Origin of the sequence: Pseudomonas sp. 10S5, from assembly GCF_035019745.1 — a bacterium.
Classification (GTDB): Bacteria; Pseudomonadota; Gammaproteobacteria; order Pseudomonadales; family Pseudomonadaceae; genus Aquipseudomonas.
In genome coordinates this window covers 41,911-67,974 of record NZ_JASJVL010000020.1, presented here as the reverse complement: position 1 = coordinate 67,974, position 26,064 = coordinate 41,911, and the positions used below count along the sequence as shown (strand labels likewise).

General features: G+C 55.6%; 23 protein-coding genes. 6 read left to right on the top strand and 17 right to left on the bottom strand.

What is annotated here, in order from left to right:
* The first annotated feature begins 91 nt into the window (after positions 1-91).
* The gene (locus QN378_RS19605; RefSeq protein WP_322206110.1) at positions 92-1,432 is read left to right on the top strand and encodes a hemolysin family protein; all 1,341 of its coding nucleotides are present in this window, start codon (positions 92-94) and stop codon (positions 1,430-1,432) included.
* A gap of 45 nt (positions 1,433-1,477) precedes the next feature.
* Here QN378_RS19605 and QN378_RS19600 read toward each other — a convergent pair whose 3' ends face one another.
* The 8 genes from QN378_RS19600 to QN378_RS19565 all read right to left on the bottom strand — a co-directional run bounded on the left by QN378_RS19600 (position 1,478) and on the right by QN378_RS19565 (position 12,344).
* Entirely contained in the window at positions 1,478-2,374 is an 897-nt protein-coding gene (locus QN378_RS19600; RefSeq protein WP_323548772.1) for a peptidoglycan DD-metalloendopeptidase family protein, read from the bottom strand.
* A 228-nt stretch (positions 2,375-2,602) separates the two neighbouring features.
* Positions 2,603-3,508 carry a response regulator gene (locus tag QN378_RS19595; RefSeq protein ID WP_322206108.1) on the bottom strand — a complete coding sequence of 302 codons (906 nt, stop codon included), beginning with the start codon at positions 3,506-3,508 and terminating at the stop codon, positions 2,603-2,605.
* A 158-nt stretch (positions 3,509-3,666) separates the two neighbouring features.
* The gene (phoU, locus tag QN378_RS19590) at positions 3,667-4,428 is read right to left on the bottom strand and encodes a phosphate signaling complex protein PhoU (RefSeq protein WP_322166698.1); all 762 of its coding nucleotides are present in this window, start codon (positions 4,426-4,428) and stop codon (positions 3,667-3,669) included.
* Between the two features lie 121 nt (positions 4,429-4,549).
* Complete coding sequence (gene pstB, locus QN378_RS19585; protein WP_322206107.1) at positions 4,550-5,383, bottom strand: phosphate ABC transporter ATP-binding protein PstB; 834 nt, start codon at positions 5,381-5,383, stop codon at positions 4,550-4,552.
* A 90-nt stretch (positions 5,384-5,473) separates the two neighbouring features.
* On the bottom strand, positions 5,474-7,150 hold the full coding sequence (pstA, locus tag QN378_RS19580; RefSeq protein WP_322206106.1) for a phosphate ABC transporter permease PstA: 1,677 nt from the start codon (positions 7,148-7,150) through the stop codon (positions 5,474-5,476).
* Between the two features lie 9 nt (positions 7,151-7,159).
* Positions 7,160-9,193, bottom strand: a complete 2,034-nt coding sequence (locus QN378_RS19575; protein WP_322206976.1) for an ABC transporter permease subunit — start codon at positions 9,191-9,193, stop codon at positions 7,160-7,162.
* Between the two features lie 420 nt (positions 9,194-9,613).
* Positions 9,614-10,615 carry a phosphate ABC transporter substrate-binding protein PstS family protein gene (locus QN378_RS19570; RefSeq protein WP_322206105.1) on the bottom strand — a complete coding sequence of 334 codons (1,002 nt, stop codon included), beginning with the start codon at positions 10,613-10,615 and terminating at the stop codon, positions 9,614-9,616.
* A gap of 439 nt (positions 10,616-11,054) precedes the next feature.
* A complete protein-coding gene (locus QN378_RS19565; protein WP_322206104.1) occupies positions 11,055-12,344 on the bottom strand; it encodes an MFS transporter in 1,290 nt (429 codons plus the stop codon).
* A 430-nt stretch (positions 12,345-12,774) separates the two neighbouring features.
* Here QN378_RS19565 and QN378_RS19560 point away from each other — a divergent pair, with 430 nt between their 5' ends.
* Positions 12,775-13,176 carry an acyl-CoA thioesterase gene (locus QN378_RS19560; protein WP_297839195.1) on the top strand — a complete coding sequence of 134 codons (402 nt, stop codon included), beginning with the start codon at positions 12,775-12,777 and terminating at the stop codon, positions 13,174-13,176.
* Between the two features lie 82 nt (positions 13,177-13,258).
* Positions 13,259-14,158, top strand: coding sequence for a D-hexose-6-phosphate mutarotase (locus QN378_RS19555; protein ID WP_322206103.1), 900 nt, complete (start codon positions 13,259-13,261; stop codon positions 14,156-14,158).
* A gap of 8 nt (positions 14,159-14,166) precedes the next feature.
* Here QN378_RS19555 and QN378_RS19550 read toward each other — a convergent pair whose 3' ends face one another.
* The 6 genes from QN378_RS19550 to QN378_RS19525 form a co-directional block, all read right to left on the bottom strand.
* Positions 14,167-14,700, bottom strand: a complete 534-nt coding sequence (locus QN378_RS19550) for a DUF3299 domain-containing protein (protein ID WP_322206102.1) — start codon at positions 14,698-14,700, stop codon at positions 14,167-14,169.
* An 87-nt stretch (positions 14,701-14,787) separates the two neighbouring features.
* A complete protein-coding gene (locus QN378_RS19545) occupies positions 14,788-15,033 on the bottom strand; it encodes a GlsB/YeaQ/YmgE family stress response membrane protein (RefSeq protein WP_322206101.1) in 246 nt (81 codons plus the stop codon).
* 158 nt (positions 15,034-15,191) lie between these two features.
* A complete protein-coding gene (locus QN378_RS19540) occupies positions 15,192-16,274 on the bottom strand; it encodes a 5-(carboxyamino)imidazole ribonucleotide synthase (protein WP_322206100.1) in 1,083 nt (360 codons plus the stop codon).
* A gap of 9 nt (positions 16,275-16,283) precedes the next feature.
* A complete protein-coding gene (gene purE / locus QN378_RS19535; protein ID WP_322206099.1) occupies positions 16,284-16,775 on the bottom strand; it encodes a 5-(carboxyamino)imidazole ribonucleotide mutase in 492 nt (163 codons plus the stop codon).
* 240 nt (positions 16,776-17,015) lie between these two features.
* A complete protein-coding gene (locus QN378_RS19530) occupies positions 17,016-17,573 on the bottom strand; it encodes a hypothetical protein (RefSeq protein ID WP_322206098.1) in 558 nt (185 codons plus the stop codon).
* A 185-nt stretch (positions 17,574-17,758) separates the two neighbouring features.
* Positions 17,759-18,679, bottom strand: coding sequence for a LysR substrate-binding domain-containing protein (locus QN378_RS19525; protein WP_322206097.1), 921 nt, complete (start codon positions 18,677-18,679; stop codon positions 17,759-17,761).
* Between the two features lie 184 nt (positions 18,680-18,863).
* Here QN378_RS19525 and aspA point away from each other — a divergent pair, with 184 nt between their 5' ends.
* A complete protein-coding gene (gene aspA / locus QN378_RS19520) occupies positions 18,864-20,288 on the top strand; it encodes an aspartate ammonia-lyase (RefSeq protein ID WP_322206095.1) in 1,425 nt (474 codons plus the stop codon).
* 236 nt (positions 20,289-20,524) lie between these two features.
* Positions 20,525-21,532: an asparaginase gene (locus QN378_RS19515; protein ID WP_322206094.1), complete on the top strand. Its 1,008-nt coding sequence runs from the start codon at positions 20,525-20,527 to the stop codon at positions 21,530-21,532.
* A gap of 65 nt (positions 21,533-21,597) precedes the next feature.
* On the opposite strand, the gene QN378_RS19510 is transcribed toward QN378_RS19515, so the two are convergent.
* Positions 21,598-22,485, bottom strand: a complete 888-nt coding sequence (locus QN378_RS19510) for a bestrophin family protein (protein WP_322206093.1) — start codon at positions 22,483-22,485, stop codon at positions 21,598-21,600.
* A gap of 92 nt (positions 22,486-22,577) precedes the next feature.
* On the bottom strand, positions 22,578-22,715 hold the full coding sequence (locus QN378_RS19505; protein WP_322207008.1) for a hypothetical protein: 138 nt from the start codon (positions 22,713-22,715) through the stop codon (positions 22,578-22,580).
* On the opposite strand from QN378_RS19505, the gene tkt reads away from it, so the two are divergent.
* Positions 22,654-24,738 (top strand): transketolase, encoded by a 2,085-nt coding sequence (tkt, locus tag QN378_RS19500; protein ID WP_322206092.1) that lies wholly within the window; start codon positions 22,654-22,656, stop codon positions 24,736-24,738. The two genes, QN378_RS19505 and tkt, sit on opposite strands and share 62 nt — an antisense overlap.
* A 104-nt stretch (positions 24,739-24,842) precedes the next feature.
* On the opposite strand, the gene QN378_RS19495 is transcribed toward tkt, so the two are convergent.
* A complete protein-coding gene (locus QN378_RS19495) occupies positions 24,843-26,054 on the bottom strand; it encodes a YeeE/YedE family protein (protein ID WP_323548768.1) in 1,212 nt (403 codons plus the stop codon).
* Positions 26,055-26,064 lie beyond the last annotated feature (10 nt).

Here is a 26,064-nt window from a genome sequence, read left to right as displayed (position 1 = left end):
GCCGGTAGCCGCTACATTGCCGGTCTCATATTCGCCGGTTTAGCTGCGGCAACACACTCAATAGATGATACGGAACCTTTAAAACTCCACCATGGACCCTTCCCCTAGCATCACCCTCTCCGCGATGTTCGCCGACTTCGGCATGATTCTTTTTGCAATGATTCTGGTTCTGCTCAACGGCTTCTTCGTCGCCGCAGAGTTCGCCATGGTCAAGCTGCGCTCGACTCGCGTCGAATCCATTGCTCAAAAAAACGGTTGGCGCGGGCATATCCTGCGCACCGTCCACTGCCAGCTGGACTCATACCTGTCCGCTTGTCAGTTGGGTATCACCCTTGCCTCACTAGGCTTGGGCTGGGTCGGCGAGCCCGCGTTTGCACATTTGCTTCAGCCAGTGCTGCACGCCGTCGGCGTACAGTCGCAGGAAGTAATCAAAGGTGCGTCCTTTTTCAGCGCATTCTTCATCATCTCGTATCTGCACATTGTGGTTGGTGAACTGGCGCCTAAATCCTGGGCGATCCGTAAACCAGAGATCCTGTCGCTGTGGACGGCCGTGCCGCTGTACCTGTTCTATTGGTGCATGTACCCGGCGATCTATCTGCTCAATGCCAGCGCCAACGGTATTCTGCGTATTGCCGGTCAGGGAGAGCCTGGCCCGCATCACGACCACCATTACAACCGTGAAGAATTGAAGCTGATTCTGCACTCAAGTCGCGGCCAGGATCCAAGCGATCAAGGCATGCGGGTACTCGCCTCTGCTGTCGAGATGGGGGAGTTGGAAGTCGTAGATTGGGCGAACTCTCGCGAAGATTTGGTCACTCTGGACTGCAACGCACCGCTAAAGGAAATACTCGCGCTATTTCGCCGCCACAAATTCAGCCGTTACCCCGTCTACGACGCCGAGCGCGGCGTCTTTGTGGGCCTGCTGCACATTAAGGATTTGCTATTGGAGTTGGCAGCGCTGGATCACCTGCCTGCATCGTTCAACCTGTTAGAGCTAACCCGGCCGCTGGAACGCGTTTCAAGACACATGCCATTGTCAAAGTTGCTGGAACAGTTTCGCCAAGGCGGTTCGCATTTCGCACTGGTTGAGGAGGCTGACGGCAACATAATCGGCTACCTGACCATGGAAGATGTACTCGAAGTATTGGTCGGTGATATTCAAGATGAACACCGCAAAGCTGAGCGCGGCATTCTCGCTTATCAGCCAGGAAAGCTACTGGTACGAGGGGATACTCCACTGTTCAAGGTCGAGCGCCTGCTGGGCATCGATCTAGATCACATAGAAGCAGAGACACTCGCCGGCTTGATCTACGAAACACTGAAGCGGGTTCCCGGCGAAGAAGAAGTGTTGGAAGTTGAAGGCCTGCGCATCATCATCAAAAAGATGAAAGGCCCGAAAATCGTCTTGGCCAAGGTGCTGAAGATCGATTGAACGGGTAGTCAACAACCTCCGTCGGGGCTTGTCCAAGGATCGCGCTCAATTTCCGCCCAACGCAAAGTTGGGCAGGGTTGCGACATGCACCACAAATTGATACGGGATCGATTCCAGTCCCAACCCGACATTGCGCTGTACGACGAAGTGCAGATGGGGTCCGGTGCTGTTGCCGGTGTTACCGGATTTGGCCAAGTCAGTACCAACCACCACGCGCTGGCCTTCCGTGACGCTAACCGAACCGCGCATCAGGTGCAGGTACACGCCCATAGTGCCGTCATCGTGCAGTATTCGCACAAAGTTGCCCGAAGGGTCGGAACCGCGACCTGACTGCCCATTTTCAACTTTTATAACGGTGCCCGCCCGCGCTGCAATAATCTGAGTGCCCTCCGGCATGGCGATGTCCATTGCATAGCGGCTTTTCGCACCAAAATGACTGAACTTGCCATTGGGCCCCTGACTTAGTCGAAAAGGCCCGCCTTTCCACGGCAGCGGATAGCTATAAACGAAGGGCTGACGCTCCGGATCGCCCAAGGAATAACGCAGCTTTGGCGTGTAGCTAAGTGCTTTGCCCGGTAACCGCGGGCTCAGCACCGCAAAGCGAACCGTGCTGCGTGCTGGCACGATTCGATGGATGGCTTTATCGGTGGCGCCCAACACGTTTTTCAGACCGTTGAGCTGCAATTCAACCTCGACCGGCGCATAGGTATCGTTGCGCACAGACAGGCTGTGCACGCCCTTGTCCCGCCTGGTCTCTAGGTGTACCTGATGTTCCAGGTGCTCGACGATACGCTCACGCGGTACCACCACCGTGGCGCCCGCCGTCGGCCTGTCGGTGAAAGACACCACGCCATTGGCATCGGTGAACTTGTAAATGGTCAATGCCGACGCCGTTTGTGCGGTCAGCAGCAGAACACACAGCAAGAGGGGCCGTTTAAGCATGGTGATTGATCAGGTTGGCTGGAGGCAGGGCAAGCGTAGCAGCGATTCGCTAACCGCTGCGCACCGCTGAATCAAATCAGTCGTTACTAGATAAGCCCGCTGGTCATGTAACTGACGCAACTCCCAGGCAATCGCGGTGAGCCCGAACTGTTGGCGATGGCGATGACACAGGTTGCTGATGGCCTGGTTCGCTTTCTTTGCGAACCAGTTCACTCCCACAAAGTACTCTCAACCGCCGGGAACAAAGTGCTTCTGTGCGGTGCCACGAGCGATGAGGCGCGAGACGTAATCGAGCTTTTGCGCGTCTTGATCGACGAAACGGAACGTCAACTGCAGCCAGTCACTGTCTGGCTTTTGTTCATACGCGACGATGGCGTGCAAGTAACCGTTGAGGCGCGCGACTTCAGCATTCTCGCCTTGTTCAAGGTCTAGCACTGCGCTGTCAAGGATCTGTGGCAGGACATCACCACGACGCACCACCAATAGCGCCTCCTTGAGGCTCAAGGCTTTAATCACGCATTGCTGGTTGCCGCTGGGCAGACGCAATTGACCTTGGCCACGACCAGCCAGCGTTGGAGCAGACGCTGCCGGACGAGCAACCGCATTAAGCAACCCCGGGCTCGTCGGTGCGACCGAAGGCGAAGCAGGTGGACGAACCACTTCCGTTTTGCCGCCAGTCAAAGCGCTGAGCGAATCGTTACCGAATGCGGAATTCATCTTGGTCGGCGCGCCAGCGAGCAGCGTGTCGAGCTTGCCGACCTTGGCCAAGGCTTTTTTAACTTTGGTCAGCAGCTGTTCGTTGGTGAACGGCTTGCCGATAAAGTCGGTCACACCCGCCTGAATCGCTTGGACTACGTTTTCCTTGTCACCACGGCTGGTCACCATGATGAAAGGCATCGCTTTAAGCTTGTCCTGCGTGCGGCACCAAGCTAGCAACTCAAGACCGGACATCTCCGGCATTTCCCAATCGCACAGCACCAGGTCGAACGTCTCACGTTCCAGCAGGGTTTGCGCCTTGCGTCCGTTGACCGCGTCTTCGATATGGATACCGGGAAAATAATTGCGCAAGCCTTTCTTCACCAAATCGCGAATAAACGGCGCGTCATCCACGACCAACACACTGACTTTACTCATCGACGCTCCTTAAATTCCTGGCAGCATAGCGCTGGCAGATCGCCATTGCTCAGTCCATTTTTGACGCCAGGACTTTTCGTTCGCGGGCGGCTTCAAAATACAACGCTTATAACGAAAAACGCCCAGCAGCGTGCTGGGCGTTTTTTTCGCAGGCAGTCTTATTTATCGTCAGGCTTGTCCAAAACATTAGCGTTTTTGCCGCTGATACCTTGCACTTCTTCTTTCATGCGCTTTAGGCCGATGTGGCGTACATCGGTGCCACGTACGAGATAAATGACCAGCTCGGAAATATTGCGCGCGTGGTCACCGATACGTTCCAGCGAACGCAGTACCCATATGACGTTCAGTACCCGCGAAATGGAGCGCGGGTCTTCCATCATGTAGGTAACCAGCTCACGTAACGCGGTTTTGTATTCGCGGTCGATGGTTTTATCGTACTGGGCCACGGACAGCGCCAAGTCGGCATCGAAACGGGCAAATGCGTCGAGCGCGTCACGAACCATGTTGCGCACCTGATCGCCGATGTGTCGCACCTCGACATACCCACGCGGCGACTCACCTTCTTCGCACAACAGAATGGCGCGCTTGGCGATTTTCGTGGACTCGTCGCCGATACGCTCCAGATCAATAACCGACTTGGAAATACTGATGATCAACCGCAGATCCGATGCCGCAGGCTGGCGTCGCGCCAAAATACGCAGGCACTCTTCGTCGATGTTGCGTTCCATCTGGTTAATCTGATCGTCGACCTCACGAACCTGTTGGGCCAGGCCCGAGTCCGCTTCGATCAGAGCCGTCACGGCATCGTTGACCTGCTTTTCCACCAGGCCGCCCATCGCCAGCAGGTGGCTACGCACCTCTTCGAGTTCAGCATTGAACTGCTGGGAGATGTGGTGAGTAAGACTGTCTTTATCGATCATGGGGTCGCTCCGCGACAGCTCTAAGCGCCAAGCTTCAAGCTGCAAATAGTTATGTAGTGATCCAAAAACCAGCGCCGCTTCTGATTGTTCAGCTTGCGGCTTGACGCTCGCCGCTGACTTCCTAACCGTATCTGCCGGTGATGTAATCTTCCGTCTGTTTTTTTGCCGGGTTGGTGAACAACGTGTCGGTGTCGCCAAACTCGACCAGCTTGCCCATGTACATGAAGGCGGTGTAATCGGAAACCCGCGCAGCCTGTTGCATGTTGTGAGTGACGATAACAATGGTGTATTTGGATTTCAGTTCATAGATCAGCTCTTCAACTTTCAGCGTCGAAATCGGATCGAGGGCCGAACACGGTTCATCGAGCAACAATACTTCAGGCTCCACCGCAATCGTACGAGCGATTACTAATCGCTGCTGCTGGCCGCCAGATAGCCCCAGTGCCGACTCGTGCAGACGGTCTTTGACCTCGTCCCACAATGCCGCACCTTTGAGTGCCCATTCAACGGCTTCATCCAAGACGCGTTTTTTGTTGATGCCCTGAATGCGCAACCCGTAGACGACGTTTTCATAAATAGTTTTCGGGAACGGGTTCGGCTTCTGGAACACCATACCAACGCGACGACGCAGCTCGGCAACGTCTTCGCCTTTTCGATAAATATCGTGTCCATAGAGGTTGATCGCACCCTCTACTCGGCATCCGTCGACCAGATCGTTCATACGGTTAAAGGTCCGCAGCAAGGTCGACTTGCCACAGCCAGACGGGCCGATAAAAGCGGTGACACGTTGCTTGGGAATGTTCATCCCCACGTCGAACAGTGCCTGCTTATCGCCGTAGAACAGGTTCAGACCCGGAACCTCAATGGCCACGGATTCATTAGCCAGGCTCAAACTCTGTTTGGTGCGCCCCAAAGCCGACATATTGACGCCGTGGGTATGGACTTTCGGTGGCATGATCTCACTCCGTTCGTAGCTGCAAGCTCTAGGCTGCAAGTGTTGCGCAAAACGACGTGCGGCATTTAGCTCGCCGCTTGTGGCTTATGTTCAGCTCTCCAGCGCTTTGTATTTTTCGCGCAGGTGGTTGCGCATCGCCACTGCCGACAGGTTGAGCAACGCAATGACCAGCACTAGCAATAGCGCGGTGGCGTAAACCAATGGACGCGCAGCCTCAACGTTCGGGCTCTGGAAACCGACGTCGTAAATGTGGAAGCCCAAATGCATGATTTTCTGATCAAGGTGTACATAAGGATAGTTGCCGTCTACCGGAAGCGACGGCGCCAGTTTCACCACGCCTACCAGCATCAACGGGGCAACCTCACCCGCAGCACGTGCAACTGCCAGAATCAGGCCGGTCATCATTGCCGGGCTAGCCATGGGCAGTACGATCTTCCATAACGTTTCGGCCTTGGTCGCACCCAGCGCCAACGATCCCTCGCGAACCGTACGCGGGATACGCGCCAAACCTTCCTCGGTGGCAACGATTACAACCGGAACGGCCAACAGAGCTAGAGTCAACGAGGCCCAGAGCAAACCTGGGGTACCGAACGTCGGTGCGGGCAAGGCTTCGGGGAAGAACAGCCTGTCGAGCGAGCCGCCTAGAACATAAACGAAGAAGCCCAGGCCGAACACCCCGTAAACGATGGCTGGCACCCCAGCGAGGTTGTTGACGGCAATTCGAATTAACCGGGTGACCGGGCCTTGTTTTGCGTATTCACGCAGGTAAACCGCCGCCAATACGCCGAATGGCGTGACGATCACGGCCATAATCAGAGTCATCATCACTGTGCCGAAAATTGCCGGAAAAATCCCGCCTTCGGTATTGGCTTCGCGCGGATCTTCGCTGAGAAACTCCCAAAGTTTCTTGAAGTAGAAACCCAGCTTGCTGACGGTACTCATGGCATTGGGTTGGTAAGCGTGGACCACTTTACCGACGCTTATTTCAATGTCTTTGCCGTTGGCATCGCGGGCGGTCAGACTGTCGCGGTTGAACGCTTGGTGCAGCATGCCCAATCGGCCTTCAATGCGTTTGTACTGAGCATCGTATTCTGCGCGCTCGCTGTCGATGTCTGCTTGCGCGGCGGCATCCAGCTTGCCGTCGAGTTCAAGTTTACGTTTGTGCAGGCGCAGTCGTTCGATGCCGTGGTTAATGGCGCCTATGTCTTTCTTCTCAAGACCGCTCAGCTCATTGGAGAGTTGTTCAACGCGCTTGATGCGCTGTTGAAGAATTGGCCAGGCCGCGTCTCCTTCAGCAATGACCTTACCGTTCTCCTTGATATTCACCAGGTAACCGTAAAAGTTGCCCCACTCGCGGCGTTCCAGAGTCATCATTTCTTTGGGCGTGCTTTGTTCGGTCAGCCACTCACCGACTACCCAAGTGAAATCGCTCGGGTTGATGTCGCGGTTCCCCACCTTGAACAGCTCACGGGTCATGAACTCAGGGCCAACGTCCGGCACCGGCAAGCCTGCGCCTTTGAGCCGTGCACGGGGTACTTCTTCTTTCTGCACCACTTCGCCGATCAGGACATGGTTTTCCTGACCGGGCACGTTGTACTGCGCCAGCACAACGTCCGCTGGCCAGAAATTACCCAGGCCACGGACGGCAATCACCATTAACAGGCCCAGGGTCATGATCACGGCAATGGACACCGCGCCGGCGCTCATCCAGACACCAGGGGCGCCGCTTTTGATCCAACTCTTGACGGAATTCTGTTTCACAGACATCTACCTTCCTTAGAGAGATGAGTATTTCTTGCGAAGGCGCTGACGAATCAGCTCCGCGAACGTGTTCATCACGAAGGTGAACATCAGAAGAACCAATGCCGCGAGGAACAGCACCCGATAATGGCTGCCGCCCACTTCAGACTCCGGCATCTCCACCGCAACGTTTGCCGCCAAGGTGCGCATGCCTTCAAACAGGTTCATGTCCATGATCGGGGTGTTACCGGTAGCCATCAGTACGATCATGGTTTCGCCGACTGCACGGCCCATGCCGATCATCAAGGCCGAGAAAATACCGGGGCTGGCGGTGAGAATCACCACCCGCGTCAAGGTCTGCCAAGGCGTCGCACCCAAGGCGAGCGAGCCAAGGGTCAAACCTCGCGGCACGCTGAATACCGCGTCTTCAGCAATCGAATAGATGTTGGGAATCACCGCAAAGCCCATTGCCAAGCCAACCACCAGTGCGTTGCGCTGATCGTAGGTGATGCCCAGATCATTGGAAATCCACATGCGCATGTCGCCGCCGAAGAACCAGTTTTCCATGTGTGAGCTCATGCCCAGCGACAACCAACCCACCAACAGCACTACCGGAATCAGGATGGCCGACTCCCAACCGTCCGGTACCCGCAAGCGGATCGACTCAGGTAAGCGGGTCCACAAGAAGCCCGCCAGCAAAATACCCAAGGGGGTCAGCAACAGCAGGCTAAAAACTCCAGGCAAATGTCCTTCCAGATACGGCGCTAAAAATAGACCGGCGAAGAAGCCAAGAATGACCGTTGGCATCGCTTCCATCAGTTCGATCACCGGCTTGACCTTGCGACGCATTCTCGGTGCCATGAAGTAAGCGGTATAGATCGCCGCCGCAATGGCCAGTGGCGCAGCCAACAACATGGCGTAGAAAGCGGCTTTCAAGGTGCCGTAGGTCAGCGGCGCCAGACTCAGTTTGGGTTCGAAGTCGGTATTGGAGGCCGTGGACTGCCAGACATATTGCGGCGAGTCATAGTTCTCATACCAGACCTTGCCCCACAACGCGCTCCACGATACTTCCGGGTGTGGGTTGGAAAGGGTCATTGGCAGCAATTTGCCGCCCTGCTCAATAATGATTTCATCGGCTCGTGGCGACAGTGCCAAAATACCAGGACCGCCGACCGCTTGGTCGATCAGCAATGTGCGGTGCGCAGTGCTGTGAAACACGCCGAGTTTGCCCGAGGCGTCAAGCGCGACAAAACCTTTGCGCCGCTGCTCCGCAGTGATACGCACAATCGGCGCGGAGCCCATCTGAAAATCGCGGATGTGCTGGAAGCGCATCTCTGAGTCGGTATCTCGGGCCATGAACCATTGGGCCAACCCCCCCTTGGAACTACCGACAATCAATGACACACCTCCCACCAGCTGAGTACTGGCAGACACTTCAGCATTCGCATCTTCAAGCAATTTATAACGGCCGTTGAGGCTTCGATTACGCAGGTTAAAAACATCCGCTTGAGCACGACCATTGATCACATACAACCATTGCTGACGAGGATCGATAAAGATCGCTTTGACCACCTCGGTCATGCGCGGAAGTTCTATACGCGTCTGCCCGCGGATAATTTCGCCAGTCATCATGTTCTCTTCCTGAGTCAGGGACAGAACATGCAGTTGGGCGCCCGTTGCGCCCGCCAGCACCAGCGCTTTATCTGTGGCATTAAGGCTGACGTGTTCCAGCGGCCGACCATCCTCATCGACGCTCAGCGCGGCCTCGCCATAGGGATAGCTGATGGTCGGGGTGATTGTCTTTTTGTTGTCTGGATAAGTGATCAGATAATTGTGTTTGAACACCAGCGCTTGGCCGTTGGACAGACCCAGCACCATCAATGGGGTGCCCGGCTGATCTTCACCGATAGACGTTACGGTCGCGCCGACCGGAACCGGCAAGACAACACGCTTTAGTTCGGTGCCGTCTTCAACACGGAAGAATATCGCCTCACCTTTGTCGGAAACCCTAAGGGCGACCTGGTTTTGCTCTTCGATAGATAGCAGCAATGGCTTGCCCGCGTCCTGCATCCACGCAGGGCTAAGCGCCGTTTGGGCGGTCAATTTAGCGCCTTGAAACAGTGGCGCGACTACATAAGCGAGGTAGAAAAAAATTAAAGTAATGGCAGCTAGCACGGCCAAGCCACCGACAAATACATACCACTGGGTCAACTTGTCTTTCAACGCGCGGACACGGCGCTTACGCTTCATGTCGGGCGTGTTGAAATCAATGCGCTCAGGGGGTGACTTTTGGGTCATGGTGGAGTTCGACAAATCATTCATGCGCTCACCCTAGCCGTCCTTTATGACAAAAACATTACAATTCTGAGACGCAAAAAATCCGCCGCCCAAACCTTCTGGCAGCGGACTACTAAACCTGAAACGAAACCGGTCTACCGGGTTTCGCTTAATGACTTTAATCAGGGCAGATCAGCATCTGCCCAACCCTACCTACTTGCCCGCTACACCGGGAGTGCCTTCTTGCAGACCCAAGTCAGCCAGTGCTTTAGCGACAACTCTGGCTGGCAATGGAATGTACCCGTCTTTTATGACGACTTCTTGACCCTGTTTCGACAAGACCATTTTCACGAACTCCGCTTCCAGTGGTGCTAGCGGTTTATTCGGCGCTTTGTTCACATAGATGAACAGGAAGCGCGACAGCGGGTATTTGCCGTTGAGCGCGTTTTCTTCGCTGTCTTCAATGAACTCAGTGCCGCCCTTCTTCGACAGGGCTACGGTCTTGACGCTGGAGGTTTTGTAACCTATGCCCGAATAGCCAATACCGTTCAGCGAGCTGCTGATTGAGCTAACGACCGAGGCCGATCCAGGTTGCTCGTTAACGTTAGCGCGGAAGTCGCCTTTGCATAGCGCTTCTTCCTTAAAGTAACCGTAAGTGCCAGACACCGAGTTACGACCAAAAAGCTGAATCGGCTTATTTGCCAAATCGCCGGTCACACCCACTTCACCCCAGGTTTTTGCTTCGGTCTTGGCGCCGCACAGACGGGTCGCCGAAAAAATCGCGTCTACTTGTTCCATGGTCAGGTGCTGAATCGGGTTGTCTTTATGCACGAAAATAGCCAACGCATCGACCGCGACCGGGATAGCGGTGGGCTTGTAGCCGTATTTCTGTTCGAAAGCCGCCAGTTCGGTGTCTTTCATCTTGCGGCTCATCGGCCCCAGGTTCGAGGTGCCCTCAGTCAACGCAGGCGGTGCAGTTGCTGAACCAGCGGCCTGAATCTGAATATTCACGCTCGGGTATTCTTTCTTGTAGGCCTCAGCCCACAAGGTCATCAGGTTAGCCAAGGTATCGGAGCCAACGCTGGACAAGTTACCGGAAACGCCGGAAGTCTTGGTGTAAGCCGGAATTGAGGGGTCAACCGCTGCAACGGCATGGGCAGTGGCTACGCCTGCGGCGACGAAAGTCAAAACCGCCATCAATCGCTTAAAAGTCATACCTTGCTCCTGCAAAATTTTATAGGTACTAAATCGGCCTCATCTAAATGCCGGGTGACTACTCTATGAAAGCAATATGACAAAAAAATGACTGACCATCGGCAGATTTAATATTGGCGGCAAATAGCTGGAGGCTTTGAAGGGATTGGCGCTCAGCGGTTTTATGGACAGCAACAGCAAGGTTTTTCGTAACAAATAGACATTCATTTTTGCCTGCTGCTTGAATGGAAAATAGGCCGTCCAATTCATCGCAGCCTTGGTCGTGGCGATCTTTTATCTGCTCGCCACATCTCCCATCGTCACTGCGCCTAAAGTGTGGCTAAGCACATCGCCCAATGCAGTCGAGTCAGCAGCTCTAGTTATTCAAGCCGCGCACCAAGATCGCGTTCAAGATCTCCTTTAGCGACCAGCCCAGCCTCTGCTTCAAAAGCGAATCCAGTTAGGCGCGCTTACGCAACAAATACACCCCAATCAACATTCCCATCACACACAGAGCCGCTACATACCAAGCCGGCCCCATTGGGCTGTTCTTGAGCATTAGCGTGACGACCATCGGTGTCAGGCCGCCGAAGATTGCGTAAGCGAGGTTGTAAGAAAACGACAACCCTGAAAACCGCACGACAGCAGGAAACGCAAGGACCATAACAAACGGAACAGCGCCGACCACGCCGACGAACAATCCAGTTATCGCGTACATCGGAAACAACGCATCTGGGTGGGCTTGAAGGGTGTGATAGAAAGTCCACGAGCTGACCAGCAGACCTAAGCAACCGAAAATAAATACCCAACCTGCGCCGAAACGATCCGTCAGCCATCCCGCACCGACGCAGCCCAGGCTTAGGCAGACGATTGCCAGGCTGTTGGCTTTCAGTGCGGTCGCCGGTGAGAAGCCATAAACCGTTTGCAGCACGGTTGGGGTCATCAAAATCACGACGATGATGGCCGCCGAGAGCATCCAGGTCAGCAGCATTGACAGCACAATCGGCCCACGATGATCGCGTAGCACAGCCTTGAGCGGCACTTCTTCTGCCAACGCTTTGCGCAGTTGAAGCTCGGCAAACACCGGGGTTTCGTGCAGCCAGCGGCGCAGGTAGACAGACAGCAGACCAAACACGCCGCCCAGTAAGAATGGAATTCGCCATGCGTAGTCGAGCATTTCCTGCGCGTTATAGAGACTATTGATCAGCGTTGCGACCAGTGAGCCCAGCAGGATACCTGCCGTTAGGCCAGCAGTTAGGGTTCCGCAGGCGTAACCGATGCTGCGCGCAGGCACATGCTCGGACACAAACACCCAAGCACCGGGCACTTCGCCGCCAATCGCCGCACCCTGAATAATCCGCATCAATAGCAGCAGCATTGGCGCCAGAAGGCCAATCTGCGCGTAAGTCGGTAGTAAACCCATGAGCAGCGTTGGCACAGCCATCAGAAAAATGCTCAGGGTGAACATCTTCTTGCGCCCCAAAAGGTCGCCAAAGTGCGCCATGACGATGCCGCCCAACGGCCGGGCCAGGTAACCGGCGGCGAAAATACCGAAGGTTTGCATCAGCCGCAGCCACTCCGGCATGTCCGCCGGGAAAAATAATTTGCCAACCACAGTGGCGAAAAATACAAAAATGATGAAGTCGTAAAATTCCAACGCACCGCCCAATGCAGATAACGACAAGGTTTTATAGTCGTTACGAGTCAACTGGCGCGAGGCCTGCGCGGTATTTGAAGGCACGGTGGACATAACAAGGACTTCTCTTGAGATGGGTGGGCATTAGCAACGCTGGCCAATACCTGACGGACTGCACACTCATACGCTAAAGAAAACTCTGACGCAGGCATCAAAATTGCCTGACAGACAGGACGATCCAAAGCTGTCTAGGTCCGGCAAGATAGCAAACTCTTAAAAAAGCACACAGCAAGAAGGTTTACGTTGTCGAAATGAGAACCGAACGGTCGTCGTGTGACGCATCGCCCGATATACTCGCGGACCGCTAAAGACAAGCTGCGGGGTGCTGTGCGAAGTCGCTGCTGCTTTAAACAGCCGTTTTCGCAGAGTTTCCCTATAAGACGCGCTAAAACGTGTGGACATAGTCTGTTCACAATCTGCGTTTTTAATGTCTTTTCACCGCGGCAAAAAATAATGAGAGTCATGGGTCAGAGGCACCCTAGGCATGATCGAACTCGAACAAGAAGATCCGATTCCACAAGGCGACCTTGCGTTGCAAATTACGGCGTTGCCCCGTGAAACCAACGGTTTCGGCGATATTTTTGGCGGCTGGCTGGTCTCGCAGATGGACTTGGCGGGCACGGCCATGGCGAGCAAAGTCGCTGGCGGCCGCGTCGCTACCGTGGCCATTGACCGCATGACGTTTCTAGTTCCGGTAGCCGTCGGCGCGCAGCTGTCGTTCTATACGCAGGCATTGGAAATTGGCCGTAGCTCGATCCAAATGATGGTCGAAGTATGGAGCGATGATCCCTTGTCCAGTGAATGGCGCAAAGTCACCGAAGCGGTATTTGTGTTCGTTGCCATCGATGGTAGCGGCCGCACTCGTTCGGTGCCCGCACGGCGTTAATCCGGGGTTAGGCATGTCGAGGTAAACTCGTTGGCCACAACACGGTCTACTTTTATCACTGTCCTTAAGTGAGAGCCCTCGCATGCCAACGCCCAACGTTGAAACCATCAAACTCGATGAACTGGACTGCTGGCGCATCCGTCACGGCCGGGCCGAGTTACTTGTCGCCCAGCAAGGTGCACACATCCTGAGTTATCAGATAGAGGGCGAGCAGCCGCTGATCTGGTTGAACAAACAGGCTACGTTCAAACAGGGCAAGCCGATTCGTACCGGGATTCCGATCTGCTGGCCGTGGTTTGGCAATTTTGAACGTAATCCCGACAGCGTGCAGGCCATGCGTCAAAGCGCTGAACCGGCAAAGGCCCATGGCGAAGTTCGTGCCTTAGACTGGGAGCTGCTAGGAATCAGTAATGACGGTGAAGCTCTATTAGTAGAATTTGTGCTGCCAGAAGCCGAAGGCCAATTGCCCGGCTGGCCCCACAGCGTCGCGCTTAAATTGAGTATTCGCTTGGACACTCAGCTTCACGTCAGCCTTATCAGCCACAACAATGGTCCTGAGGACGTCACGCTAAGCCAAGCGCTGCACAGTTATTTCGCGGTGAGTGATGTGCGCCATGTCAGCGTAGACGGTCTGGACGGGCTGCGTTATATCGACACTGCGCATGGGTGGCAGGAGGCCATTCAGTCGGGCGCCCTGCATTTCGCCAGTGAAACCGATCGCATCTACCTCAATACGCCGAATCATTTGAGCGTGGTTGACCCAGGCTGGAATCGTCGCATCGTCGTCAACACCCGAGGCTCGAGGTCCACGGTGGTCTGGAACCCCTGGACCGAGCGTGCGAAAGGCTTCAGCGATATGGCCAATGACGGCTGGCAAGATATGGTCTGTGTAGAAACTGCCAACGTCATGGGTGATGTCGTAACGCTTGCACCCGACGCTTCGCATCGATTGACGGTAAGCATCTGCAGCGAACCCCTCTAAGGTTCGGCCTATAGGTCCGCTTCCACTACAACGCGGACCTTCAAAGCATCCAACGCATAAGCCGCATCGGCCATGTCATTACTGACCTTCTCGACTTTCAACGTACCCACCACCCATAGCGGCGTGTAGATATCGTTGAGTTTTAAACCTTTGGGGTAGCGCACCAGTACCAGTTGATTGGGTGGCGGTGGCGGCACATGGATGCAAGCGCCTGGGTACGGAACGAGGAAAAACAGCGTGCTGCGGCCTTTCGCATCCGTCTCCAGCGGCACGGGATAACCACCGATACGAATATCCTTGCCGTTCATGGCCGCCACAGTCTTGGCCGAATACATCACGGCGGGCAGACCCTTGCTTTGTTTCAAGCCGCCTTTGCTGTCAAACGTTCCCTGAGCTTCCGGGGAGTTATGGTCGATTTCAGGCATGGCTTCGAGGGCTTTTTGATCCGACTTCGGCATCAATTCGAGCCAATCGGTTTCTGGCAATTCGGCGTGAGCAAGCCCGCAAGACAACAAAACTGTGATTAGGAGCAGGCGACGCATAATTGGCTCGGCAACATAACGTAATAAATAATGCCGGACATTCTAGCCCCCTACGCTGCATTAGCGCAGAGGGCTGATGAATTACTGTCAGTCTTTTTTGAGCATGCCATAAATAACGAGCAGGATGACCGCACCCACCAATGCACCCAAGAAGCCAGCACCTTGGCCCGCTTGATAGATGCCCAGTGCCTGACCACCGTAAGTCGCCGCTAGCGAGCCACCGATACCCAGCAAAATGGTCATGATCCAACCCATGCTGTCATCGCCTGGCTTAATGAATCGCGCCAATAGGCCAACAATCAGGCCGATAAAGATGGTTCCAATAATTCCCATGCCATTTCCCTCTGTATGAACTGGATATGCCGAGCCTGATAAGGCGTCGGCATCCTGCCATCTGAGAGCAATGAGCGCTATTGGTTCCTTGGGAAGCGGGGGAAGCCAAACAATCGTAGCGTCTGGCACGCTAAACGATAAATGAAGTAGGCCTGGGATCAGGCCTTGATCAGTGCTTCAACCTTCTTGATCTGCTGGTCGAGGGTCGCCCGATCAACGCAACGCAAGGTTGCATGCCCGACTTTACGCCCGACCTTGAACGCCTTGCCATAGTGGTGAAGGTGGCAATCGTTAATGGCCATGACCTTATCAACGGCTGGCACTTCACCAATGAAATTGAGCATCGCGCTCTCACCGATCTTGGCCGTCGAACCCAGCGGCAAACCCGCCACCGCTCGAAGGTGATTTTCGAATTGACTGCATTCGGCACCTTCGGTGGTCCAATGCCCGGAGTTGTGAACCCGCGGTGCAATTTCGTTGGCTTTCAGCCCACCATCAACCTCGAAATATTCGAACGCTAACACACCAACGTAATCGAGCTGCTTAAGCACGCGACCGGCGTAATCTTCGGCCAAGGTCTGCAACGGATGGTTCGTGCTGGCAATCGACAGGCGCAGAATGCCGTTGTCATGGGTGTTGTGAACCAACGGGTAAAAACGTGTCTCGCCATCTCGACCACGCACGGCGATTAGCGACACTTCGCCAGTGAAGGGTACGAAACCTTCCAGCAAGCAGGCTACGCTGCCCAGTTCAGCAAAGGTGTTGAGCACGTCTGCCGAAGTGCGCAGGACTTTTTGGCCCTTGCCGTCATAACCGAGAGTACGGGTTTTTAACACCGCAGGCAGACCGATAACAGCGATTGCTGCATCCAGATCGGTTTGCGACTGGATATCGGCGAACGCTGGGGTCGGAATGCCGAGGTCTTTGAACATGCTCTTTTCGAACAGGCGATCACGGGCAATCCGCAGGGCTTCGGCGCTGGGGTATACCGGGACGAACTGCGACAAGAAAGCCACGGTTTCTGCCGGAACGCTTTCGAATTCAAAGGTAACCAGATCAACTTCATCGGCCAACTGACGCAAGTGATCCTGATCGCCATAATCGGCACGCAAATGCTCGCCCAGCGCAGCCGCACAAGCGTCTGGGGCGGGGTCAAGGAAAGCGAAGTTCATTCCCAGCGGCGTACCCGCGAGAGCCAACATGCGGCCCAACTGGCCGCCACCGATTACACCGATTTTCATGGAAAAACCTCAGGCGTCGCGCGGATCTGGATTATCCAGGACACTGTCTGTCTGCTCAGCGCGGAATTTTTTCAGCACTGTATGGAATTGGGGGTGCTTGGCGCCAAGGATGCTGGCCGACAGCAACGCAGCGTTGATTGCGCCGGCTTTGCCAATCGCCAACGTAGCCACGGGGATCCCGGCAGGCATTTGGACAATCGACAGCAAGGAGTCGACACCCGACAGCATCGACGACTGCACGGGAACGCCCAAGACGGGCAAATGAGTCTTCGCTGCACACATGCCCGGCAAGTGAGCAGCGCCACCGGCACCGGCAATGATGACTTCAATGCCGCGCGCTTCGGCCTGCTCGGCGTACTGGAACAGTAGGTCCGGGGTCCGATGAGCTGACACCACTTTGACTTCGTAAGGAATGCCTAGCTTTTCCAGCATATCGGCGGTGTGGCTAAGGGTGGACCAATCGGACTTAGAGCCCATGATCACGCCAACCAGTGCGCTCATCGTCGTGCCTCTTCTATTGGGCGCCCGCAAGCGCGTCAAAAAACAACAAGCCACGCGGGAGGGCCGGCGTGGCTTGTTGTACGAATAATGACCGGTCGAACCGGCCAAAGGCCGCGCAGTATACCGTAAAGCGACGGGAAGACAGCCCCCTTAGTGACCATCCGTCCGCAGTGGTTTTACAACCGCGGTTTTGAGATCGTAGACGACCAAATATCTGACGCAGCCGACCATTTATTGCGCTTATTCACTGAAAAAATTAGCGATGCGTTCGCGATTCTTCGCGCTGTATCGGTAGAGATTGCCTCGGGCGGTACTCATATGCGGATATAAAAAGGATTCACTGAGAATACCAAAAGAATTGTAACCCAGCTCTGCATCTTCGTGGGTGGCACTAAAACTATGCCCTAACTCATGGCCAATAGTTTGATACGTCACCAGGGAAGCGATTAAACAATTTCCTCCATGCCGGGCTACGCCCAGGACCGTCTCATCCAAACTGTGCATTGTGACCAGTAGATACCTGTAGGTTTTACTCCAACTGAGGCCATTCTGGACAACGTAGGACCCCACACTGGCGGACCAACTGTCCAACGCCGCTTTAGCGTCGCCCTTGTAGTTGATGTCGGTCACGCCAGCGATGGAACGCTTGTACTCGATGATGCATTCACGCCCGGTGATTTTCTGGATTTCAATAATGCAGTCTTTCAGGTAGTTGCGGGGAACAATACGTTGTGTGGCGGCATCGACATCATCGTGGAAAAAAACAAATAACCAAATGGGCTGCTTGGTGGTTGACATTATATAAGTCCTTTTAAATTTAATCGCCTATCATCATGACTGGCGTAGGGTCGAGGGCATTAACCCTCTCCCTAAAAGTTACAGCCTGGATCATCTAAATACATTCAGACACTTGCACCAGGGAAAGTCGTCTCCGCAAATTTAACGTGTAGGAAACGCGCCTATGCCATTGCACTGTTAGTGAGTTAACTGCCGCGTGGCGATTCGAGTTGTGCCGCGGTCTCCAGCTTGCGCCACAACAAACGCACATTGGCCTTACGCACCAACGCGCAGCGGTACAGACGGATTTCCAGCGGTACATGCCATTGGGCGCCACCGCAGACCACTAGCTCACCCCGCGCCAGCTCAGCATGGACACTCAATTCTGGCACCCAGGCAATGCCCAGCCCTTCCAACGCCATACCTTTCAAGCTGTCCGCCATGGCCGTCTCGTAGACCGTGGTAAAACGCACGCTACGCTGACGTAGCAACAAATTTACCGAGCGGCCGAGAAACGCCCCGGCGCTGTAGGCGAGTAACGGCACGCTGGCATCGCCTTCCAGGTCGAACATCGGCTGGCCATCGGCATTCGCAGCGCACACCGGTAGCATTTCGGTGTGGCCCAAATGCAGCGATGGAAAAATCTCATTATCCATCTGCAACGCGGCGTCTGGGTCATAGAACGCCAGCATCAGATCGCAGCCGCCCTCGCGCAAGGCATGCACCGCTTCGCCAACGTTAGTCGCCACTAACCGTGTAGCAATGTTTAAACCTTCGTTACGCAACTGAGCGATCCAGCGCGGAAAGAAGCCCAATGCCAGGGAGTGCGCAGCGGCGACCTGCATGACCTCGCCCTGGCCGCCTTCCAGATGATGCAAATGGCGCAACACTTCGCCGAGTTGTTCAACAACCGTGCGGGCTGTCACCAGAAACAGTTGCCCGGCAGCCGTGAGTTCTATGGGCGTGCGCGAGCGATTGACTAACGTTAGGCCCAAGGCTGATTCAAGGCTTCGAATTCGGCGACTGAAGGCGGGCTGGGTCACAAAGCGGCGTTGGGCCGCCTGGGAAAAACTGCGAGTCGCGGCCAAGGCACTAAAGTCCTCTAGCCATTTGCTCTCAAGATTCATGGTGTCTCCTGCCAAAAAACGCATACATGCGTCTACGTACGCTATTTGTGATCTTAACGTCACGCGAACATTATGCCGTTTACGCATAGGGCAGCGCTTAACAGCATTTGCTCGGGATTGCCTACAAGCCTAGCATCAGCAGCGTTCCGGCACTCTTCGTGCCTCTTTCGAGACTATCTCTATCATGTCCTCCGCCGCATCATCGCGCACCGAAAAAGACCTGCTTGGCGTTCTCGAAGTACCGGCTGATGCCTACTTCGGCATACAGACGCTACGGGCGGTGAATAACTTTCACCTGTCCGGCGTGCCGATTTCGCACTACCCGAAGCTGGTTGTGGCGCTGGCCATGGTCAAGCAAGCCGCCGCTGACGCAAACCACGAGCTGGGCCACTTGAATTCGGCTAAGCACGCAGCCATCAGCGAAGCCTGCGCGCGGTTGGTTCGGGGCGATTTCCACGACCAGTTCGTGGTGGACATGATTCAAGGCGGCGCTGGCACTTCAACCAACATGAATGCCAACGAAGTTATCGCCAACATCGCGCTGGAGGCCATGGGCCACAGCAAGGGCGAGTACCAGTTCCTGCACCCAAACAATGACGTGAACATGGCTCAGTCGACCAACGATGCTTACCCAACGGCGATTCGCCTGGGTCTGTTGCTGGGTCACGACTCACTCCTCGCCAGCCTCGATAGCTTGATCCAGGCGTTCGCGGCCAAAGGCAAAGAATTCAACCACGTTCTGAAAATGGGCCGGACCCAGTTGCAGGACGCAGTGCCGATGACTCTAGGCCAGGAATTTCGCGCCTTTGCGACAACCCTGAATGAAGACCTGAATCGGTTGCGCACCTTGGCTCCGGAACTGCTGACCGAAGTAAACCTGGGTGGCACCGCCATTGGCACCGGCATCAACGCCGACCCGCGTTACCAGCAATTGGCGGTTGATCGCCTGGCAATCATCAGCGGCCAACCACTGGTGCCGGCTGCCGACTTGATTGAAGCCACATCCGACATGGGCGCCTTTGTGCTGTTTTCCGGGATGCTCAAGCGCACTGCGGTAAAGCTGTCCAAGATTTGTAACGATTTGCGCTTGCTGTCCAGCGGACCACGCACCGGGATCAACGAAATCAACCTGCCAGCGCGTCAGCCGGGCAGCTCGATCATGCCCGGCAAGGTCAACCCGGTGATCCCGGAAGCGGTTAACCAAGTGGCTTTTGAAATCATTGGCAACGACCTGTCGCTAACCATGGCAGCAGAAGGCGGCCAGTTGCAATTGAACGTGATGGAACCGCTGATCGCTTACAAAATTTTCGACACCATTCGCTTGCTGCAACGCGCCATGGACATGCTGCGCGAGCACTGCATCGTCGGCATCACAGCCAACGAAGCGCGATGCCGTGAATTGGTGGAACACTCGATTGGCCTCGTGACCGCCTTGAACCCCTACATTGGTTATGAAAACGCAACCCGTATCGCCCGCATCGCGCTGGAAAGCGGCCGTGGTGTGCTGGAGCTGGTTCGCGAAGAAGGCTTGCTCGATGACGTCATGCTCGCCGACATATTGCGCCCGGAAAACATGATCGCCCCGCGACTGGTGCCATTAAAGGCCTGACATTTAATGGCCCGTCGCACCAGGTTCACCAGGTTCACCAGGTTCACCAGGTCGAGGGACTAGACACTCCTCACCTTTTGAGGGTCTGAAGATCATTCTCCAGACCCTTTTTTTCGCCTGCTTGTTTTTACTTTTCGCCGAACAAGCCATACCTTACGAAATCGCGCCAATTCCAGCACTGCCGGAGCCAACGTGTTGGCCCATGCCGCGACTTCTATGCATCCAGAGAGAACCCAATGAATTGCGACACTCAGTCACCCGCTCGGCAGGTCATGGTGCTCTATACCGGAGGCACTATTGGTATGCAGGCCAGCGCTAATGGGTTAGCTCCGGCATCGGGATTCGAGTCGAGGATGACCGGGCAACTGGCCGCGCAGCCCCATCTTCAGGTGCCCAACTGGAGGTTTCGCGAATTGCAGCCACTGATCGACAGCGCCAACATGAATCCCGTTTATTGGCAGCGTCTGCGTGAAGCGGTGATTGAAGCTGTGAACGTCGACAATTGCGATGCCGTCCTGATCTTGCACGGCACAGATACCTTGGCCTACAGCGCGGCAGCGATGTGTTTCCAACTGATTGGATTGAGTGCGCCAGTACTATTCACCGGCTCAATGTTACCGGCGGGTGTTGAAGACAGCGATGCTTGGGAAAACCTCAATGGCGCCCTGCTGGCCCTTGGTAGGGGCATAAAGTCCGGCGTGCAGTTATATTTCCACGGTGAGCTGCTGGCGCCGACTCGTTGCGCGAAGATTCGCAGCTTTGGGAGACATCCATTTGCTGAGTTGCAACGCAACCGGGGTGGCAAGTCCGCGCAGCCTCTGCCCAAAGCGCTGGATTATCGCCAACCAAAAGCTGTAGCCAACGTCGGCGTGCTGCCGCTGTTTCCAGGGATAAACGCGCAGCATCTGGACGCGCTACTCGACAGCGGCATCCAGGCACTGATCCTCGAATGCTTTGGCAGCGGCACCGGTCCAAGCGACAACCCGGAATTTCTCGCCAGCCTGCAAAATGCTTATCTACGCGGCATCTGCGTGGTAGCGATCACCCAATGCCAGGAAGGCGGGGTCGAGCTGGAGATTTACGAAGCGGGCAGCCGTCTGCGCGGTGTCGGCGTTCTGTCGGGTGGCGGCATGACCCGCGAAACAGCTTTCGGCAAACTGCATGCGTTGCTGGGTGCGGGGCTAGGGGTCGCAGAAGTACGGCGGTTGGTTGAACTGGATGTGTGTGGCGAACTGGGTGCCTAATGGTCCCTATTCGCCTCCAACGGGTAAGGAACACGCAAGTTTCAGAAAGAGTGTGTTAGTTGTGGTCACGCGCCCCCCCTATCAACCCGCGCATTGCGCAGCATTGAGTCCAAGTTGCGCTCGATATTTGTGCATAACGCTGTCATCTGAATTTCATGCTCGCTGGCGAGAAAGGGGCTTTGCAGGTCAGTTCCAATCTTCTCAATCGCCAGCAGCATGAAGCCCACCACCGTGGAAGCCAGCGGCGTGAACCAACCCAGGGTTTCCACCAGGCCTATAGGCACGATCAAACAAAACAGGGTGATGAACAGCCTTGGGAAGGCTACGTATGGATAAGGTAACGGTGTGTTGGCTATGCGCTCCATGCCGCCCTGACAATTGGAAATTTCCACCAGCGTGGATTCAATACGCGCCAGCCGAATGCTGTCCAGGCGACCGGACTTAAACTCTTTGGCCAGTAGTGCGGCGCAAGCATTGATCAGATCATTGGGAAAGTTATTGGTGTCGAGGCGGCGATCGAACTCCTCGGGGGAAATTAGCGCCTGCACTTCCGTGCCGCAGCTTTCGCCTTTCAAGTGCGCCGACAGGCATTTTACGTAAGCCACATGCCGCCGGAGCAGCACGGCTTTGACCGGGTTGATGTCCCCATCGTCATCAATCAACGTCAGCACTTGCCGAGCGAAACTGCGGGAGTTATTAACCAGACCGCCCCATAACGTTCGGGCTTCCCACCAACGATTGTAGGCGCTGGAATTGCGAAAGCTGGTCAGCACCACTAGCGCAGAACCCAGCAGCGTCAGTGGCAGCGAGGGCAAGGTGACCTTGCGCTCCAGGTAAAGCATGAAGTCGACGGTGACGATGACATCCCAGACCAACAGCCAAACCAGCGACCAACCCACATAAGTCAGGGTTCGGACCAAAAATCGATACTTCTCAACGATTGCCTGCTGCAAGAGATTACCTCGTTCGACGACAACACGAGCGCTGTCCCCTGGGGTTCGAATGCTTTTTGCTCAAATGGTTCGGCACTGACGGCTCTGAAATTTCATGGAACAAACTCGCCTTTTTCGTGCTCAACACCTATCTGGATGTTCAGCAGCACGTCACCGAGGGTAAATTCAATGGGCTCGTCTTCAACATCTTCCTCCATCGAACAGCGCACCACGCGCGACCAACTGTGCATTAACACCATTCGCACGCTTGCCATGGACGCCGTACAAAAAGCCAACTCCGGCCACCCTGGAACTCCGATGGCCCTGGCGCCGGTAGGGTACACGGTCTGGAATCAGTTTTTGCGTTATCACCCCGAACACCCCGATTGGCCGAATCGTGACCGTTTTGTCCTGTCGGTCGGCCACGCGTCGATGCTGCTGTATTCACTTCTGCACTTGGCGGGCGTGATCGAAATCGACGAGCACGGCAAACCTTCCGGCAAACCGGCCGTCAGCCTGGACGACATCAAACAGTTCCGCCAGATGGACTCCAAAACTCCCGGTCACCCGGAATACCGCATGACCACAGGCGTCGAAACCACCACCGGCCCGCTTGGCCAAGGGTGTGCCAACAGCGTGGGCATGGCCATGGCTGAACGCTGGCTGGGCACGCGCTTCAACCGTCCCGACGCAAAGCTGTTTGATTACAGCGTTTACGTGGTGTGCGGCGATGGCGACATGATGGAAGGCGTGAGCTCAGAAGCGGCGTCGATGGCCGGACATCTCAAGCTCGCTAACCTGTGCTGGATCTACGACAACAACACCATCACCATCGAAGGCCACACCGAGCTGTCGTTCAACGAAGACGTACAGACCCGCTTCAAAGGCTACGGCTGGAACACCTTGCACGTTACCGACGCCAACGATGCCGTAGCGCTGGCCAAAGCCCTTGAAACGTTCAAGCACAACCAAGACGCTCCCACATTGATCGTGGTCGACAGCGTGATTGGTTACGGCGCACCCCATAAACACAACACCGCTGCGGCCCACGGCGAACCCCTGGGCGTGGAAGAAATTCGGCTGACCAAAAAATTCTACGGCTGGGACGAAAACTCCAGCTTTCTGGTGCCCGAAGAGGCTCAGCATTGCTTACGTGACTCCCTGATTGAGCGCAACAGCGAGGAATACGAAGCGTGGGAAAAAACCCTGGACAACCTCAGCAAAAGCGACCCGACATTGGCCGATCAATTGCGGCGGATGCGCGCCGGCGAGATGCCGGATGATTGGCAGGATGCGCTGGAAGAATTCGAAACTGACGCAAAGGGCATCGCCTCACGCGCATCCGGCGGCAAGGTTCTCAATGCCTTTGCTACGAAAATTCCATGGCTGATGGGGGGCTCTGCCGACTTGTCGCCCTCTACCAAGACCAACTTGACGTTTGACGGCGCAGACAGCTACTCGGCCGAAAACTATGGCGGACGCAACCTGCACTTCGGCATTCGCGAACACGCCATGGGCTCCATTGCCAATGGCATGGCGCTGTCGTATATCCGCCCTTACACCTCGACGTTCCTGGTTTTCAGCGACTACATGAAACCGCCGATTCGCCTGGCATCCATCATGGAGTTGCCGGTGATTTTCGTGTTTACCCACGACTCCATTGGTGTAGGCGAAGACGGTCCGACCCATCAGCCCATTGAACAACTGACCCAACTGCGCTCGACACCGGGCCTGCTGACGTTACGTCCCGGCGATGCCAATGAAACCGTTCAGGCCTGGAAAGTTGCCTTGGCGCAAACCAGTCGACCTTCATGCATCGTGCTCTCGCGCCAACCCCTGCCGACGCTGGACCGCTCGATTTATGCCTCTGCTGAGGGCACCGCTCGCGGCGCCTACGTGCTGGGAGATGTCGACAGTGGTCAGCCCACTGTCATCCTCATCGCCACCGGCAGCGAAGTGGGCATGACCGTTCAAGCTTACGAGAAGCTCAAATCGGAAGGTATTGCGGCGCGGGTAGTTTCAATGCCCAGCTGGGAATTGTTCGAAGATCAGGACCAGGCCTACCGCGATAGCGTTTTCCCACCCAGCGTCACCGCCAGAGTGGTGGTCGAACAAGCAGGCCCTGTGGGCTGGGACCGCTACGTCGGCAACACCGGGGCAAAAATCGTCATGAACACTTTCGGTGCCTCGGCTCCTATTGAGAAGTTGCAAGCCAAGTTTGGCTTCACCGTGGAGAATATTGTGAAGGTGGCGAAGGCGCAGCTAGAGAAATAGCCTGCGGGCGAGAGATAAATGCAATTATTTCTGCGCTAAATTCATTCTTTAGCCAGAATAATTGCATTTTTTGTCTAAACAATCGCTGCAGTTACCGTTCCTATTCAGCACCCACTCAACGCCACCTGCGGACGCTCACCGACAAAGAAATACGGCCGCAATTTCACCCCGACGCCATTCCCAATAAACGCCGCCACCAGCCACACCCAGCCGTGCAAGCTGCCGGAGGCGATGCCGCTGAAGTAGGCGCCGATGTTGCAGCCGTAGGCCAGGCGAGAGCCGTAACCCAACAACAGACCGCCGATGACTGCCGCGATCAATGAGCGGGCGGGGATTTTCAGGTTGGGGGCGAAACGTCCGGCCAGCCCTGCTGCCAACAGCGCACCCAGCATAATGCCGATGTCCATGACACTGGTGACGTCTTCCCATACCGGCGCAGCCAAGGCTTTGGCGTTGCCCGGGAGTTGCCAAAACACCCAACTGCCAACGTCCACGCCTAGACCACTGGCGACTTTGGCGCCCCACAACGCGAAAGCCGAGGTGATTCCCCATGGCCGACCGGCGAGTGCCAAGGTCGCGAAGTTGAGCAATGCCAAACCGATCGCGCCCCATACCAATGGCCAAGGCCCGCGCAGAAAACGGCGCAGGCCGATGTGCTCGCTGGTGACGCCTTCCTCAAGCTGACCATGACGGCGCTTTTCCAGGCGCACGGTCACCGCCGCAATAATCGCGAACAGCGCCAGGCTCATCACCAACGCGGGATAAACCCCGAACCTTTTAACGATGGAAATCGCCGGAAACGACGGCAGTGAAAACCACCAATCCACGTGTTGCGTAGCGATCAACGAACCGACAATGAAAAACAGCAGCGTCACTAGCATCCGCGCATTACCGCCACCGGCGGTGAACAAGGTGCCCGATGCACACCCGCCACCCAGTTGCATGCCAATCCCGAAAATGAACGCCCCGAATACCACGGAAATACCGGCAGGCGCCACTAGACCGACTACTGGCTGACCAAACAAACTGCCCGCGCCCAGCGCGGGGAAGAACAGCACCACCGCTACCGCCAGCATCACCATCTGCGCGCGCAAACCGGCGCCTCGGCGATCACTGATAAACACCCGCCACGCCGAGGTGAAACCAAACGCAGCGTGGTACAGAGTTAGACCCAACACCGCGCCGACTACCAGCAACGACATCTGGCGCGGACCCACGCTGTTTTGCAAAAACACAGCGCCCAATAACAACAAAACAAAAGCGATTAACGGCGCGGCGGGCTTGCGTGCAGTCGTCGCAGAAAGAGGAAGACTCATAACGGATCTC

Excerpts from the sequence above, each read along its gene's own strand:
- QN378_RS19605 (WP_322206110.1), top strand. The coding sequence starts at position 92 with ATGGACCCTTCCCCTAGCATCACCCTCTCCGCGATGTTCGCCGACTTC.
- QN378_RS19600 (WP_323548772.1), bottom strand. The coding sequence starts at position 2,374 with ATGCTTAAACGGCCCCTCTTGCTGTGTGTTCTGCTGCTGACCGCACAA.
- QN378_RS19595 (WP_322206108.1), bottom strand. The coding sequence starts at position 3,508 with ATGAGTAAAGTCAGTGTGTTGGTCGTGGATGACGCGCCGTTTATTCGC.
- phoU (WP_322166698.1), bottom strand. The coding sequence starts at position 4,428 with ATGATCGATAAAGACAGTCTTACTCACCACATCTCCCAGCAGTTCAAT.
- pstB (WP_322206107.1), bottom strand. The coding sequence starts at position 5,383 with ATGCCACCGAAAGTCCATACCCACGGCGTCAATATGTCGGCTTTGGGG.
- pstA (WP_322206106.1), bottom strand. The coding sequence starts at position 7,150 with ATGTCTGTGAAACAGAATTCCGTCAAGAGTTGGATCAAAAGCGGCGCC.
- QN378_RS19575 (WP_322206976.1), bottom strand. The coding sequence starts at position 9,193 with ATGCAGGACGCGGGCAAGCCATTGCTGCTATCTATCGAAGAGCAAAAC.
- QN378_RS19570 (WP_322206105.1), bottom strand. The coding sequence starts at position 10,615 with ATGACTTTTAAGCGATTGATGGCGGTTTTGACTTTCGTCGCCGCAGGC.
- QN378_RS19565 (WP_322206104.1), bottom strand. The coding sequence starts at position 12,344 with ATGTCCACCGTGCCTTCAAATACCGCGCAGGCCTCGCGCCAGTTGACT.
- QN378_RS19560 (WP_297839195.1), top strand. The coding sequence starts at position 12,775 with ATGATCGAACTCGAACAAGAAGATCCGATTCCACAAGGCGACCTTGCG.
- QN378_RS19555 (WP_322206103.1), top strand. The coding sequence starts at position 13,259 with ATGCCAACGCCCAACGTTGAAACCATCAAACTCGATGAACTGGACTGC.
- QN378_RS19550 (WP_322206102.1), bottom strand. The coding sequence starts at position 14,700 with ATGCGTCGCCTGCTCCTAATCACAGTTTTGTTGTCTTGCGGGCTTGCT.
- QN378_RS19545 (WP_322206101.1), bottom strand. The coding sequence starts at position 15,033 with ATGGGAATTATTGGAACCATCTTTATCGGCCTGATTGTTGGCCTATTG.
- QN378_RS19540 (WP_322206100.1), bottom strand. The coding sequence starts at position 16,274 with ATGAAAATCGGTGTAATCGGTGGCGGCCAGTTGGGCCGCATGTTGGCT.
- purE (WP_322206099.1), bottom strand. The coding sequence starts at position 16,775 with ATGAGCGCACTGGTTGGCGTGATCATGGGCTCTAAGTCCGATTGGTCC.
- QN378_RS19530 (WP_322206098.1), bottom strand. The coding sequence starts at position 17,573 with ATGTCAACCACCAAGCAGCCCATTTGGTTATTTGTTTTTTTCCACGAT.
- QN378_RS19525 (WP_322206097.1), bottom strand. The coding sequence starts at position 18,679 with ATGAATCTTGAGAGCAAATGGCTAGAGGACTTTAGTGCCTTGGCCGCG.
- aspA (WP_322206095.1), top strand. The coding sequence starts at position 18,864 with ATGTCCTCCGCCGCATCATCGCGCACCGAAAAAGACCTGCTTGGCGTT.
- QN378_RS19515 (WP_322206094.1), top strand. The coding sequence starts at position 20,525 with ATGAATTGCGACACTCAGTCACCCGCTCGGCAGGTCATGGTGCTCTAT.
- tkt (WP_322206092.1), top strand. The coding sequence starts at position 22,654 with ATGGGCTCGTCTTCAACATCTTCCTCCATCGAACAGCGCACCACGCGC.
- QN378_RS19505 (WP_322207008.1), bottom strand. The coding sequence starts at position 22,715 with ATGCACAGTTGGTCGCGCGTGGTGCGCTGTTCGATGGAGGAAGATGTT.
- QN378_RS19495 (WP_323548768.1), bottom strand. The coding sequence starts at position 26,054 with ATGAGTCTTCCTCTTTCTGCGACGACTGCACGCAAGCCCGCCGCGCCG.